Origin of the sequence: Siccirubricoccus soli, from assembly GCF_024178315.1 — a bacterium.
In the GTDB taxonomy this organism is placed as follows: domain Bacteria; phylum Pseudomonadota; class Alphaproteobacteria; order Acetobacterales; family Acetobacteraceae; genus Siccirubricoccus; species Siccirubricoccus soli.
Window position 1 is genome coordinate 39244 of record NZ_JAMZIK010000147.1, and the last position, 13188, is coordinate 52431.

The window sequence follows — 13188 nt, forward strand, 5'->3', positions numbered from 1 at the left end:
AATCCGCGCATGACCAAGTGGGTGTACAGCTTCGGCGCCGGCCAGAACGACGGCAAGGCGGAGATGCGCAACCTGTTGGGCGGCAAGGGCGCCAACCTGGCCGAGATGGCCAGCATCGGCCTGCCCGTCCCGCCCGGCTTCACCATCACCACCGAGGTCTGCACCTACTACTACGACCATGGCAAATCCTACCCGCCGGAGCTGGAAGCCCAGGTGGCGGAAGCCCTGGCGCGGGTGGAGAAGGCGGTCGGCAACCGCTTCGGCGACCATCGGAAGCCGCTGCTCGTCTCCGTCCGCTCCGGCGCTCGCGTCTCCATGCCCGGCATGATGGATACTGTCCTCAACCTTGGCCTGAACGATCAGACGGTGGAAGGCCTGGCCGCCGGCTCCGGCGATGCGCGCTTCGCCTGGGACAGCTATCGCCGCTTCATCCAGATGTTCGGCAGCGTCGTACTGGGCATCGACCATCACCGCTTCGAGGAGATCATCGAGCATGTGAAGCTCGATGCCGGCCTGATCGAGGACACCCAGCTCTCGGCCCAGGACTGGCACCGGGTGGTGGCGGGCTACAAGGACATGGTGCTGGAGGTGAAGGGCGAGCCCTTCCCGCAGGACCCGAAGGCGCAGCTTTGGGCCGCCATCGGCGCCGTGTTCGGCAGCTGGATGAACCCGCGCGCCAACACCTATCGCCGGCTGCACGACATCCCGGCCGATTGGGGCACGGCGGTGAACGTCCAGGCCATGGTCTTCGGCAATATGGGCGAGGATTGCGCGACCGGCGTCTGCTTCACCCGCGACCCCTCCACGGGCGAGAACATCTTCTACGGCGAATACCTCATCAACGCCCAGGGCGAGGATGTGGTGGCCGGCATCCGCACGCCGCAGCCCATGTCGAAGGCGCGCGCCAAGCCGGGCGAGCGCAGCATGGAAGAGGCGATGCCCAACGCCTACCGGGAGCTCGTCGAGGTCCGCGCCAAGCTCGAGAAGCACTATGCGGACATGCAGGCCATCGAGTTCACGGTGCAGCAGAACAAGCTCTACATGCTGCAGACGCGGAACGGGAAGCGCACCGCCGCCGCCAGCCTGAAGATCGCCGTGGACATGGCGCAGGAAGGGCTGATCTCGGAGACCGAGGCGGTGAAGCGGGTGAACCCCTCTGCCCTCGACCAGCTCCTGCACCCGACGCTCGACCCGAAGGCGCCGCGCAAGCTGCTGGCGAAGGGCCTGCCGGCCTCCCCCGGCGCGGCCTGCGGCACGGTGGTGTTCTCGGCCGATGAGGCGGAGGCCCGGGCGCAGAAGGGCGAGAGCGTCATCCTCGTGCGCATCGAGACCAGCCCCGAGGACATCCACGGCATGCATGCCGCGAAGGGCATCCTCACGACGCGCGGCGGCATGACCAGCCACGCGGCGGTGGTGGCGCGCGGCATGGGCCGGCCCTGCGTGGCAGGCGCCGGCGGCGTGACGGTGGACTACCACAGCCAGGTGCTGAGCGCCGGCGGCCAGCATGTGCGGGCGGGCGAGACCATCACCCTGGATGGCGCGACGGGCGAGATCTTCATCGGCGCGGTGCCGATGGTGGAGCCGCAGCTCTCCGGCGACTTCGCCACGCTGATGGGCTGGGCCGACAAGGTCCGCCGCCTGCGCGTGCGGGCCAATGCCGAGACGCCGCTCGACGCCGACACCGCCCGCAAATTCGGCGCGGAGGGCATCGGCCTCTGCCGCACCGAGCACATGTTCTTCGACCCGGACCGCATCGGCGCCGTCCGCCAGATGATCATGAGCGAGACGGAGCGCGGCCGGCGCGAGGCGCTGGCGAAGCTGCTGCCCTTCCAGCGCAAGGACTTCTCCGAGCTGTTCCGCATCATGGCGGGGCTGCCGGTCACCATCCGGCTGCTCGACCCGCCGCTGCACGAATTCCTGCCGCATGGGGAGGCGGAGATCGCGGAAGTCGCGGCCGCCCTCGGCACCGATCCTGAGGCGATGCATCGCCGGGCGGAGGAGCTGTCCGAAGCCAACCCGATGCTCGGCCATCGCGGCTGCCGCCTCGGCATCTCCTACCCCGAGATCTACGAAATGCAGGCCCGCGCCATCTTCGAGGCAGCGGTCGCGATCGGCAAGGAGACCGGCAAGGCGCCGGTGCCGGAGATCATGATCCCGCTGGTGGCGACGCGGCGGGAGCTGGAGATCACCAAGGCCCAGGTGGACAAGGTGGCGCAGGAGGTCTTCGCCGAGAGCGGCTACCACGTGGAATACTATGTCGGCACGATGATCGAGCTGCCGCGTGCCGCGCTGACTGCGGACAAGATCGCCGAGGTGGGCGACTTCTTCAGCTTCGGCACCAACGACCTGACGCAGACCACCTTCGGCCTCTCGCGTGACGATGCGGGTAAGTTCCTGCCCCTCTATGTCGAGAAGGGGATCATGCCGAAGGATCCCTTCGTCTCCATCGACCCGGAGGGCGTCGGCGCGCTGGTGAAGATCGCGACCGAGAAGGGGCGGTCGGTGAAGCCGGACCTCAAGCTCGGCATCTGCGGCGAGCATGGCGGCGACCCGGCCTCCATCATGTTCTGCGAGGAGGCGGGGCTGGATTACGTCTCCTGCTCGCCCTACCGCGTGCCCGTCGCGCGGCTGGCGGCGGCGCAGGCGGCGCTGTCCGGGGGGGCTGACCGGACGGCTTGATTTTATCTCCACAGAGCCGCTGCGCGGCTCCGTGGGGACCCCGTGTGGCGCTGGGGCGCCAGTGTGCCGCACAGCCTGCCGCGGCGAAGCCGCGTCAGGGCACCGGGTAGCGCCAGGTGGAACCGCCGCGACTGAGACTCAAGGTTCCCAAAGGCCCTTCGGCCTTTGGTAGGGGGAGTTCGAGGGGGACAAAGTCCCCCTCGACACCGCATCAGCCCTTCACGAACGCCAACAGATCCGCGTTGATCTGCTCCGCATGCGTCGTCGCCATGCCATGCGGCAGGCCCGGATAGGTCTTCAGCGTACCCTTCTTCAGCAGCGGCGCGGAGAGGCGGGCGGAGGCGCCGATCGGCACGATCTGGTCGTCCTCGCCATGCAGCACCAGCGTCGGCACCTCGATCTTCCTCAGGTCCTCGGTGAAGTCGGTCTCGGAGAAGGCCTTGATGCAGTCGTAATGCGCCTTGGCGCCGCCCATCATCCCCTGGCGCCACCAATTATCCACCACGCCGGGGATGGTCTCCACGTCCGGCCGGTTGAAGCCATAGAAGGGCCCCGCCGGCACGTCGCGGAAGAACTGCGCCCGGTTGGCCGCCAGCGCCTTGCGGAAGCCGTCGAACACCTCGATGGGCAGGCCGCCCGGGTTCTTCTCGGACTTCACCATCACCGGCGGCACGGCGCCGATCAGCACCGCCTTCGCCACCCGGCCGCCGCCGCCATATTGCGCGACATAGCGCGCGACCTCGCCGCCGCCGGTGGAGTGGCCGATATGGATGGCGTCCCGCAGGTTGAGCGCCTGCGCCAGCGCCGCGACATCGGCCGCGTAGGTGTCCATATCGTTGCCGGCATAGGATTGGCTGGACCGGCCGTGGCCGCGGCGGTCATGCGCGATGACGCGGTAGCCCTGAGCCAGGAAGAACAGCATCTGGGCGTCCCAGTCATCCGCCGAGAGCGGCCAGCCATGATGGAAGACGATCGGCTGCCCGCTTCCCCAGTCCTTGTAGAAGATCCGCGTGCCGTCCCTGGTGGTGACGAAGCCGTCGCCGCTGCGGTCGGCGGGGGCTGAGCTCTGGCTCATGGAATGCTCCTTCACTTTGTGCCTACGTTCAATTTGTGCGATAATGATTACTGCGGAAGCCAACAGCTATACGACACCGGATAGACCGTCCAGTGAAAGGTTATCGCAATAAGAAAATGCCTGCCTTGGCGGATAGCGATATCGCCCTCGGCGCCCCGCGCCGGAGAGGAAGACCATGAAGAGCCCGCCCCGCCTGCCGCTCGAGCAGCAGCTCTGCTTCACCCTCTACCGGGCGGGCATGGCCATCAACCGCACCTATAAGCCGCTGCTGGACGAGATGGGCATCACCTATCCGCAATACCTGGTGCTCTCGGTGCTGGAGGAGGCGGATGGCAGCACCATCGGCGGCATCGCCGCCCGGCTGGCGCTGGAGCCGAGCACGGTGACGCCGACGGTGAAGCGGATGGAGGCGATGGGGCTGGTGCAGCGCCGCCGCGACACGGCGGATGAGCGCCAGGTGCAGGTCTGGCTGACGGAGCAGGGGCGCAGCGTCCTGGGGCGCTGCGGCTGCCTCGGCGCGGCGCTGCTGGAACGCTCCGGCCTCAGCCCGGAGCGCTATGAGGCGCTGAACGAGCAGATGCAGGCGCTCAACGCGGCGCTGACCGCAGGGCTGCGCGGAGGGCGATAGTGGCGGCCTAGGCGGCTGGGGTGGCTGGGGTGGCTGTAGGGCAGGGTGGCGAAGCCGCGCAGCCGGCGCTCCACCACAGCACTGGCTTGGCGTTGCGCGTCCGTCATCGGCGCGCCCGGCGTCGCGGTGCGCCAGGTGGCGGGCGACGCTGTCGGCGCCGCGACGATGCGCCGCCACCAGCCTGGACTAGAGCATGCTGCGTTCGCTTGCGCTCACGCAGCATGCTCTAGGCCGTTGTTTCGCGAGCATCTTCACGCGTTCAGATGATTCCATCTGAACGCGATCTGCTCTAGGTCGGGCGCAGCGCTTGGCCGTCCAGCCCGGTCGGCTTGGGCGAGGCTGCCATTGCGGTCGAGCTGATGCTCGGCATGGCGGCCTCGGTCCCGGCGCCGCCGGCATCCTGCCAGCCGATGTCCCGCAGGGCTGCAGCAGGCTCTCGACCCAGGGGTCAGGCGCCGGGTGCTACGCCGCCGGCTTCAGGCAGGCCGCCACATAGGGCAGGAAATGCTGCACCGGCGGCGTCTCCAGATCCTTCACCTTCGCCGCCTCGTCGAAGCGACGCAGCCGGACGGCCGCCTTGGCCTGGGGCAGGGCGGCGAATTCCGCCGCCTCCGCCGCCGACATCGGCCCGCCCTGCAGCGAGAGGCTGAGCACCGAATCCGGGGACAGCTTGCCGAAATAGTCCGGCTCCACGGCGCAGAGATAGCGCTTGGCAGCCACATGCAGCCGGACCGGCTCCGTCACCTCGGGCCCGAACCATGCCGCGAGGAAGGCGTGGCCCAGCTCCTCATGCTTGTCGTCGATGCCCTGCTCGGCCGGGGCCTCGCCGAGATCGTGCACCAGATGGCCGATATCGTGCAGCAGGGAGGCGGTGATGAGCGCGGCATCGCCGCCCTCCCGCTCCGCCGCCCAGGCGGCCTGGAGGGCGTGCTGGCGCTGGGTGACGTCATGCAGGCCGTATTGACCATCGGCCTTCAGGGTCAGCAGCTCCTCGATGCGGGCAAGGCGGGGGTCGGTCATGGCGGCCTCGGGCGGTGGCTGGCGGAAGGCTAGATTTGACCAATCATCCGGACAAGTTGCCGCCGCAGGATTTCACACTACTGCAACACGCCTCTGCAGCGGCGGGGCAAACCCACACCGGGGCCCGCGGCCGGGGTTGCCGGCAGTGCTGGCAGCCCCGGCGGAGGTGCAGGAGGCAGAGCCCCGTTCTCACCCCCGCCGCAGATTCCAGAACAGCGAGAACCCGCCCAGCATGCCCGTAAGATCCGCCTTATGCGCCGTCCGCGCCATGATCTGGCCGAGCGGCAGGTAGGGCACGTCGATGAAGAGCTGCGCCTGGATGTCCCGCGCCAGCCGCAGCCGGTCCGCGTCGGTCGTCGCCGCCAGCCACTCATTCCGCAACGCCTCCAGCCGCGGGCTGGTCGGCCAGCCATTGCTCGCGGCCTGCCCGGTGCCGCGCAGATACTGGTGCACGGCGGGGTCGAGCTGGTCGAGCCCCGACCAGTAGGTATGGAAGACGCTCCAGCCGCCCTGATCGGGTCCCTCCCGCCGGCCGAGGCGCTGGCGCATCGTCGCCCAATCCGTTGCCTGGTAGTCCACATTCAGGCCGAGGCGCTTCAGCAGATCCGCCCCCACATCCGCCAGCGCCTTCAGCGTGGGGAAGTCGGAGGGGGAGAGGACCACCACCTTCTCGCCCTTGTAGCCCGCCTCCTGCACCGCCCGCTTTGCCGCCGCCAGGTCGCGCGGGCCGGTCAGGGCCATCATCCCGGACTCATTCGCCAAGGGCGTGCCGGGCGGGAAGGCGCCGACACCCTCCCGGAAGCCATCCGCCACATCGCCCACCACGGCGGCCATGAAATCCGCCTGGTTCAGCGCCGGCAGCAGGGCGCGGCGCAGCGCCGCGTTGTCGAAGGGCGGGTTGAGGTGGTTGAACCGCATCACCGCGACATAGCCCAGCGGATCCGGCGTCCAGACCTTGATGCGGCGATCGCGCAGCAGGGGCGGCAGCAGGTCGAAGGTCGGCGCCTCCCACCAATCCACCTCGCCGGTACGCAGCGCCGCGGCGGCGGTGGAGGGGTCGGGGATCACCTGCCACTCCACCCGGTCGAAATGCACATGCTTCGGCCCGGCGGTGAAGCTCGGCGTACCCTCGGCGCGCGGCACATAGGCGGGGTTGCGCTCATAGACCACGCGGGCGCCGGAGACCTGTTCGGAGGCGACGAAGCGGAAGGGCCCGCTGCCGACGATCTCGGTGATCTGGCGGAAGGGATCGGTCGCAGCGAGCCGCTCCGGCATGATGGCGCAGACCGGCGAGCCGGCCTTGCCCAGCGCATAGGTCAGGAGGTCGAAGCGGCGCTTCAGCCGGAAGCGGATGGTGCGGTCGTCGGGCGCGTCGAGCTCCTCGGTCGCCGCCATCAGGGAGCTGCCGATGCTGTCTCGCCGCGCCCAGCGGCGGATGCTGGCCACCGCGTCGCGCGCCAGCACGGCCTCGCCGTCATGCCAGCGCAGCCCCTCGCGCAGGCGGATCCGCCATTCCAGCCCGTCCGCGGCCACCTCCTGGCCCTCGGCCATCTGCGGCTGGATGCGGAGCTGGTCATCCATGCCGTAGAGCGTGTCGAACACCATCAGCGCGTGGTTGCGCGTGACATAGGCGGCGGTGAAGACCGGGTCGATGATGCCGAGATCGGATTGCGGCACGAATTTCAGCACCCGCTGCGCCTGGGCGGCGGCGAGGCGTGGGGCGGCCAGGGGGGCGAGGGTCGCGACGCCGGCGGCGAACAAGGCGCGGCGGCCGATCACGCGCGGTGTCTCGGGGCGGGGGAGGGGGACAGGCGGGGCATGACGTTCTCCTGGCATCTATCGTGCAACAAGAGCGCATCCTCGGCGTATTGTCACCTGTCTGATCGTGGATGCCGGCGCCGCCGGCAGACCCTGCCTGCGGCACGGCCGGCGGCGCGCCATGCCGGACACGCCGTCATGGGCCTCCCGGTCCGTGGCGGGGCCGCCGGCAGCCCGGCGTCCCACCGCCCCGCTGCGGGACCGACCGGGCCTGCGGGCATCGCCCTATTCGACCGAGGCCCCGGACACCCGCACCACCTCCGCCATCCTGGCGATCTCGGCGAGCTGAAAGCTGGCGAATTCCTCCGCCGTGCTGCCCACCGGCCGGTAGCCAAGCTGCTGCAGGCGCTCCGCCACCGCCGGCTGCCGCGCCGCCTTCGCCACCTCCTCCGATAGCCGCGCCACCACCGGCACCGGCGTGCCGGCCGGGGCGAAGAGGCCGAGCCAGCTCTGGAAGTCGTAGCCCGGCACCGTCTCGGCCACGGCCGGCACCTCCGGCAGCTCCTCCGCCCGCTTCGGCCAGGTGATGCCGAGGGCGCGGACCTGCCCGGCGCGGTACTGGGTGATGCTCTCCACCACCGGGGCGAAGATCAGGTCCACCCGGCCGGAGACGAGATCCGCCATGGCCGGCGCCCCGCCGCGGTAATGGATGGGGGTGAAGCGCACCCCCGCCTGCTGCTCGAACAGCACGGCGGCGATGTGCTGGGAGGTGCCGCCGCCGCCCGTGCCGCAATTGAGACGGCCGGGCCGCGCCTTGGCCAGGGCGATCAGCTCCGCCACGCTGTTGGCCGGCACGGAAGGGTGCACCACCAGCAGGCAGGAGCTCAGTACCACCAGCGAGATGGCGGAGAAATCCCGCGCCACATGGAAGGGCAGGCGCGGGTAGAGCGACTGGTTCACCGCATGGGTGCCCATGGAGCCCATCACCAGGGTATAGCCATCCGGCGCGCTGCGGGCGCAGGCCTCCGAGGCGACATTGCCCCCGGCGCCGGTGCGGTTCTCCACCACCACCTGCTGGCCGAGCGCGGTGCCCAGCGCCTGCGCGATGATGCGGGCGGTGGTGTCGGTGCTTCCCCCGGCGGCGAAGCCGACCAGGATGCGGATGGGGTGGTCGGGGGTCCAGGCCGGCTGGGCCCGCGCTGCCAGGGGCAGGCTGGCCAGCACCGGCAGCAGGCTGCGGCGCTGCATCATTCTCGGTGTCCTCCCTGCGGGTCTTTGCCCGCTGGGGGAAGGCTAGCTGCTTTGTTCCCGCCATCTCCAGCAGAACCGCGTGCGGCGGATGGATCGGAAAACGTTGCGAGGCGGGCTAGGATAGGCCCGAACCGGAGGAAAACGCCGCATGAGTGGTGGCCAGATCGTCCTGATTGTCCTGCTGCTGCTCGCGGTCTTCACCGCGGCGCGCGGCATTCGCACCGTGCCGCAAGGGGAGATCTGGACGGTGGAGCGCTTCGGCGCCTTCACCCGGCTGCTGCAGCCCGGGCTCAACCTCATCATCCCCTATGTGGACCGCATCGGCCGCCGGATGAACGTGCAGGAGGTGGTGCTGGACATCCCGGAGCAATCCGTCATCACCCGCGACAACGCCTCGGTGGCGGTGGACGGCATCGTCTATTACCGGGTGATGGACCCGGCCAAGGCCGCCTATGCGGTGCAGAACCTGGAACAGGCGCTGACCGCCCTGACCATGACCAATATCCGCAGCGTGATCGGCGAGATGGACCTCGATGCGACGCTGTCGGGGCGGGAGCGCATCAACTCCTCCCTGCTCACCATCCTGGACGGCGCCACCGACCCCTGGGGGGTGAAGGTCAGCCGCGTGGAGCTGCGCAAGGTGGAGCCGCCGGAGAACCTGGTCCGCGCCATGAACCTGCAGATGACGGCGGAACGCGAGCGCCGTGCCACGGTGGTGCGGGCGGAGGGCGAGAAGGCGGCGCTGATCCTGGCCGCCGAGGGCCGGCGGGAGAGCGCCATGCGGGATGCCGAGGCGCGGGAGCGCCTGGCGGCGGCGGAGGCGGCGGCGACCCGGGCGGTGGCCGAGGCGGCCGCCGGGGCGGGGGAGACCGCGCTGCGCTACTTCATCGCCGACCGCTACGTGAAGGCCTTCGAGGCCATGGGCACCAACCCTGCCAACAAGCTGGTGGTGGTGCCGATGGAAGCGGCGGGGCTGGCCGGCGGCATCGCCCAGGCGCTGGAATTGCTGAAGGGGCCGGGCGCGCCGGGCGGGGCGCCGCCCATGCCGCCGGCGGGGGAGCGGCCGTGGAACCGGGGCTGATCTGGGTCCTCGCCGGCCTGCTGCTGCTGCTCGCGGAGCTGATCCTGCCGGGCATCTTCCTGCTCTGGGTCGGGCTGGCGGCGATCGGCACCGGGCTGGTGCAGCTTGCCGTCGTCACCACCTTCGCCATGGATGCAACCTGCTTCCTGGTGCTGCTCGGGGCCGGCATCTGGCTCTCCCTCACCCTGCGGCGCGGCCGGCCGCCGCCGGCGGCGCAGGTGAATGCGCCGGGCGCCGGCCTGATCGGCCGCAGCGGCATTCTGCTGCCGGTGGAGCGGTACGGGCTGCGCGTACGCATCGGCGACAGCGACTGGCCGGCCCGCCTGCCGCGCGACATGCGGGTGCCGGAGGGCCCCGTCCAGGTGCGGGTGGAGGCGGTGGACGGGACGACGCTGATCGTCAAACCGGAATAGTCGCCCGGCCATCGGGCCTGCCCCTGGCATGGGCTTGAACCCGGGCCGGGGACGGGCAACATCCGCGGCATGGAAAGTTTCCGGCAGCCCGGGCCGCAGAACCGGGATCAGCGCCCCCCGGTGCTCGACATGACGCCCGAGGGTGAGTTCCGCGACAGCCTGCCCCCGTCCGGCACCGGCGGGTGGCTGGACCGCGCGCTGGCGCGGCTGGGCGGGGCGGCGCTGCTGGTCTCGCTGGTGACGGGCGGGTTGCTGGTGGCGGCGCTGGCCGTGCTGTTCGTCGGGCTGCTGCTGCCGGTCGCGATCATCGGCGGGCTGGTGGCCTTCGGCTCCCTCTGGTGGCGCCTGCGCCGGGGTGGGGGAAGGCCGGTCCGCTTCGTGGTGATCCGCCGCTGAGCGGCGAGCCGCCCTTCCAGATCGACCCGCGGCGACTTTACGATGTGGGCGCCGATGGCGTGCCGCGCACCGACCGCGCCGAGCCCCCGGAATGGCTGGATGCACGGCACCGGGCGCTGCTGGGCTGGGCGGCGCTGGGCGCTTTCCTGACCGGCGGGCTGGCGGGGCTGAGCGTGGCCTGCCTGGCCTTCGGGGCCAATCTGTGGGCAGCGGGCCTCGCCCTGGCGATGCTGGGGACGGCGCCGCTGCTCGGGGTGGGTCCGGTGCTGGATTGGTGGCGGCATCGCCGGCCGCACCGCCGGCGGCACCGGCAGCGGCCGGAGGAATTCGGCCAGGAGTGAGAGGTCAGGGGCCCGGCAGGCCGAAGACCTCGGCCAGCAGCCGGTAGCTGCGCTGGCGGGCGGCCGGGTCGTGGCAGGGGGTGAGGACCGCCACCTCCGCGGCGCCATGGGCGGCGGCCATCGCCTCCAGCTTCGCCTTCACCTGCTCCGGCGCGCCGACGATCGCCTTGGCGCGGAGCCGGTCCAGATAGTCCCGCTCATGCGGCTGGAAGGGGTAGGCCTCGGCCTCCGCCACGCTGGGCAGGGGCGGAAAGCGGCCGGTGTCGCGGAACAGCCGCCAGAGCTCGCGGGATTTGTAGAGCCGCCAGGCCTCCGCCTCGGTCTCCGCGGTCAGGGCGAAGACGCCGAGCGCGGCATGCGGGGCGGCGAGGCGGCCGAGCTTGGCGGGCTGCGGCTGGAAATGCTCGCGGTAGAGCTGCATCACCTGCTCGCTGCCCTGGTCCGAGATGAAATGGGCGAAGCAGTAAGGCAGGCCGAAATAGGCGGCGAGCTGGGCGCCGTAATCCGAGGAGCCGAGGATCCAGACCTCCGGCCGCGTCGGGATCTGCGGATTGGCGGCGACCTGGCGGAAGGGGTGGCCCTCCGGCAGCCCGTCGCCGAGCCAACCGAGCAGGTCCATCACCTGGTTGGGGAAGGCCTCCGCCGCCTCATTGGCCTTGGGGTTCAGGGCGAAGGCGGTGCGGCCGTCGCTGCCCGGGGCGCGGCCCAGGCCGAGATCGATGCGGCCAGGCGCGATCGCCTCCGCCACCTTGAACTGCTCCGCCACCTTCAGCGCCGAATAATGCGGCAGCATCACCCCGGCGGTGCCGACGCGGATGCGCCGCGTGGTGGCGGCGATGGCCGCCACCAGCATCTCCGGCGCGCTGCCGGCATGGGAGTGGCTGTTGTGGTGCTCCGCCAGCCAGTAGCGGCCGTAACCCCATGCATCGGCCAGCTTCGCCAGGGCCAGGGTCTCGCGGATCGCCTCGTCGGCGCCGCGGCCGGAGGCGATGGTCGACTGGTCGAGGATGGCGAGGCGGAGGCTCATGGCGGAACTCTGGCCCTGCTTGGCCGGCTAGGGAAGGGAATGGATGGGCAGGCCGAGCGGCCCGGCCATCAGGTCGAAATCCCGGTCCTGGTGCAGCAGCGGCACGGCATGGGCGATGCACCAGCTGGCGATGATGACGTCCGGCGTGCTGCTTGGGGTGATGCCGAGTTCCCGCAGCCGGCGGTCATGCGCCGCGGCGCGTGTGGCCGATGCCGCGCCCAGCATGAGCACCAGGGTGAAGCTGCGCAGCCAGGCCTTGATCGCTTCCGACCGTGCCTCTGAGGAGGCGCCCCGCAGCACCTCCAGCAGCACGATGTCGCCGATGACGAGGGGGTCGGCGCCGGCCAGCCAGCGGAAGGCGGCGGTCGCGGGCGTCTCCGCCCGCTTCAGCACGCCGATCAGGACGGAGCTGTCGACCGCGATCAGCGGAGCGGCATCTGATCCTCATGGAGGCCGGTGGCGGACCGTGCCTCCAGCCGCCAATCGGGATCGGCGCCCCACAGCGCTTCCGCCGCTTCCCGCTGCCGGGCCAGGCGGACCAGCAGGCGCAGGCCTTCCTCCACCGCGGCCTTCTTGGTGGGGTGGCCGCCCCGGCGCATGGCTTCGGCGATCAGGCCGTCATCGATCTCGATATTCGTGCGCATGAAGCGATGTGTGTCCAGTCTTGGCTCCATACACAAGGAAATTGGAGGCCGACCCGCAATAAATCCTGGCTCAGAACGCCACCGTCCCGAACACCGCCTTCAGCAGCGCGTAGAGCGCGCCGCCGACCAGGAAGCCCACCAGCGTTCCGTTCATCCGCACATATTGCAGGTCGCGGCCGACCCGCAGCTCGATCTTCTCCGTCACCTGCGCCGTGTCCCAGCCCGCCACGACCTGGGCGATGAAGCCGGCGAGCTGTGCCCGCGCCGCCGGCAGCAGTCGCGTCACCACCGTCTCCGCCGCCCGGTTCAGCCGCGCCCGCGCCGCTTCGTCCTGCGCCAGCAGCGAGCCGGCATTGGTGAAGGCCCCCTCCAGCAGCGTCACCGTCCGGCCATCCGGCCGGGCGGCATCGGCTTCCAGCGCCGCCCGCAGCCGGGACCAGATATCGCCCAGCCAGGCCGCGACACTCGGATGCGCCACTGCTTGGCGCATCGCCCGCCCGACTGCTGCCATCCGCTCCGGGTCGCTTTCCAGCTTCTCGATCTCGGCGGTCAGCCAGGCCTCGAAGGCGAGGCGCAGATCGCTGTCCGCCGCCTCCATCCGCCCCAGCTCGGCGGTGACGGCGGCCAGCGCCCGCCTTGCCACGGTGGCGCCCAGCGCCCAGCCGACCAGGCGGCCGCCTTCCTCCCGCACCTTGGTCTCGATGGCGGTGCGGAGCTGATCCTCCTTTTCCACCAGGAGCCGGCGGAGCTGACCGATGGCAAGGTCGAACACCTCCTGGTGCCTGCCGCCGGCGACGAGCGCCCGCAGCGCCCGCGCCAGCACCTGCGCGCCGCCGGCGCCGCCCGCCAGCCGCGGCAGCAGCCGGCCGAGCAGC

The 13188-nt window shown here is 70.7% G+C and carries 14 protein-coding genes; 6 read left to right on the plus strand and 8 right to left on the minus strand.

What is annotated here, in order from left to right; all coding sequences use genetic code 11:
• The first annotated feature begins 9 nt into the window (after nt 1-9).
• Nucleotides 10-2679: a pyruvate, phosphate dikinase gene (ppdK, locus tag NJ376_RS21415; RefSeq protein WP_252955320.1), complete on the plus strand. Its 2670-nt coding sequence runs from the start codon at nt 10-12 to the stop codon at nt 2677-2679.
• 211 nt (nt 2680-2890) lie between these two features.
• On the opposite strand, the gene NJ376_RS21420 is transcribed toward ppdK, so the two are convergent.
• Nucleotides 2891-3754, minus strand: coding sequence for an alpha/beta fold hydrolase (locus tag NJ376_RS21420; RefSeq protein WP_252955321.1), 864 nt, complete (start codon nt 3752-3754; stop codon nt 2891-2893).
• Nucleotides 3755-3929: 175 nt separating this feature from the next.
• Between NJ376_RS21420 and NJ376_RS21425 the strand changes: the two genes are divergently transcribed.
• Nucleotides 3930-4382 (plus strand): MarR family winged helix-turn-helix transcriptional regulator, encoded by a 453-nt coding sequence (locus NJ376_RS21425; RefSeq protein ID WP_252955322.1) that lies wholly within the window; start codon nt 3930-3932, stop codon nt 4380-4382.
• A 462-nt stretch (nt 4383-4844) separates the two neighbouring features.
• Here the strand turns inward: NJ376_RS21425 and NJ376_RS21430 are convergent, their stop codons facing one another.
• The 3 genes from NJ376_RS21430 to NJ376_RS21440 all read right to left on the minus strand — a co-directional run bounded on the left by NJ376_RS21430 (nt 4845) and on the right by NJ376_RS21440 (nt 8411).
• Nucleotides 4845-5402: a phosphonate degradation HD-domain oxygenase gene (locus NJ376_RS21430; protein WP_252955323.1), complete on the minus strand. Its 558-nt coding sequence runs from the start codon at nt 5400-5402 to the stop codon at nt 4845-4847.
• Nucleotides 5403-5591: 189 nt separating this feature from the next.
• Entirely contained in the window at nt 5592-7178 is a 1587-nt protein-coding gene (locus tag NJ376_RS21435) for an ABC transporter substrate-binding protein (protein ID WP_370288515.1), read from the minus strand.
• Between the two features lie 267 nt (nt 7179-7445).
• Nucleotides 7446-8411 carry a Bug family tripartite tricarboxylate transporter substrate binding protein gene (locus NJ376_RS21440; protein ID WP_252955325.1) on the minus strand — a complete coding sequence of 322 codons (966 nt, stop codon included), beginning with the start codon at nt 8409-8411 and terminating at the stop codon, nt 7446-7448.
• A gap of 148 nt (nt 8412-8559) precedes the next feature.
• On the opposite strand from NJ376_RS21440, the gene NJ376_RS21445 reads away from it, so the two are divergent.
• From NJ376_RS21445 to NJ376_RS21460, 4 genes are all read left to right on the plus strand, one after another.
• Nucleotides 8560-9492 carry an SPFH domain-containing protein gene (locus NJ376_RS21445; RefSeq protein ID WP_252955326.1) on the plus strand — a complete coding sequence of 311 codons (933 nt, stop codon included), beginning with the start codon at nt 8560-8562 and terminating at the stop codon, nt 9490-9492.
• Nucleotides 9477-9905: an NfeD family protein gene (locus NJ376_RS21450; RefSeq protein ID WP_252955327.1), complete on the plus strand. Its 429-nt coding sequence runs from the start codon at nt 9477-9479 to the stop codon at nt 9903-9905. The genes NJ376_RS21445 and NJ376_RS21450 overlap by 16 nt, the downstream gene beginning before the upstream one ends.
• Before the next feature lie 69 nt (nt 9906-9974).
• Nucleotides 9975-10301, plus strand: a complete 327-nt coding sequence (locus tag NJ376_RS21455; protein WP_252955328.1) for a hypothetical protein — start codon at nt 9975-9977, stop codon at nt 10299-10301.
• Nucleotides 10302-10360: 59 nt separating this feature from the next.
• Complete coding sequence (locus tag NJ376_RS21460) at nt 10361-10642, plus strand: hypothetical protein (protein WP_252955329.1); 282 nt, start codon at nt 10361-10363, stop codon at nt 10640-10642.
• 4 nt (nt 10643-10646) lie between these two features.
• On the opposite strand, the gene NJ376_RS21465 is transcribed toward NJ376_RS21460, so the two are convergent.
• The 4 genes from NJ376_RS21465 to NJ376_RS21480 form a co-directional block, all read right to left on the minus strand.
• A complete protein-coding gene (locus NJ376_RS21465; protein WP_252955330.1) occupies nt 10647-11669 on the minus strand; it encodes an LLM class flavin-dependent oxidoreductase in 1023 nt (340 codons plus the stop codon).
• Nucleotides 11670-11696: 27 nt separating this feature from the next.
• Nucleotides 11697-12095, minus strand: a complete 399-nt coding sequence (gene vapC / locus NJ376_RS21470; RefSeq protein ID WP_256476511.1) for a type II toxin-antitoxin system VapC family toxin — start codon at nt 12093-12095, stop codon at nt 11697-11699.
• Nucleotides 12092-12313, minus strand: a complete 222-nt coding sequence (locus NJ376_RS21475; protein WP_252955332.1) for a type II toxin-antitoxin system VapB family antitoxin — start codon at nt 12311-12313, stop codon at nt 12092-12094. The genes vapC and NJ376_RS21475 overlap by 4 nt, the downstream gene beginning before the upstream one ends.
• Before the next feature lie 70 nt (nt 12314-12383).
• On the minus strand, nt 12384-13188 hold an 805-nt coding region (locus NJ376_RS21480), incomplete at its 5' end, for a DUF445 domain-containing protein (RefSeq protein WP_252955333.1).

Bases quoted from the DNA above. Each gene is read 5' to 3' on its own strand.
- ppdK (WP_252955320.1), top strand. From the start codon at position 10: ATGACCAAGTGGGTGTACAGCTTCGGCGCCGGCCAGAACGACGGCAAG.
- NJ376_RS21455 (WP_252955328.1), top strand. From the start codon at position 9,975: ATGGAAAGTTTCCGGCAGCCCGGGCCGCAGAACCGGGATCAGCGCCCC.
- NJ376_RS21420 (WP_252955321.1), bottom strand. From the start codon at position 3,754: ATGAGCCAGAGCTCAGCCCCCGCCGACCGCAGCGGCGACGGCTTCGTC.
- NJ376_RS21465 (WP_252955330.1), bottom strand. From the start codon at position 11,669: ATGAGCCTCCGCCTCGCCATCCTCGACCAGTCGACCATCGCCTCCGGC.
- NJ376_RS21440 (WP_252955325.1), bottom strand. From the start codon at position 8,411: ATGATGCAGCGCCGCAGCCTGCTGCCGGTGCTGGCCAGCCTGCCCCTG.
- NJ376_RS21475 (WP_252955332.1), bottom strand. From the start codon at position 12,313: ATGCGCACGAATATCGAGATCGATGACGGCCTGATCGCCGAAGCCATG.
- NJ376_RS21430 (WP_252955323.1), bottom strand. From the start codon at position 5,402: ATGACCGACCCCCGCCTTGCCCGCATCGAGGAGCTGCTGACCCTGAAG.
- NJ376_RS21445 (WP_252955326.1), top strand. From the start codon at position 8,560: ATGAGTGGTGGCCAGATCGTCCTGATTGTCCTGCTGCTGCTCGCGGTC.
- NJ376_RS21425 (WP_252955322.1), top strand. From the start codon at position 3,930: ATGAAGAGCCCGCCCCGCCTGCCGCTCGAGCAGCAGCTCTGCTTCACC.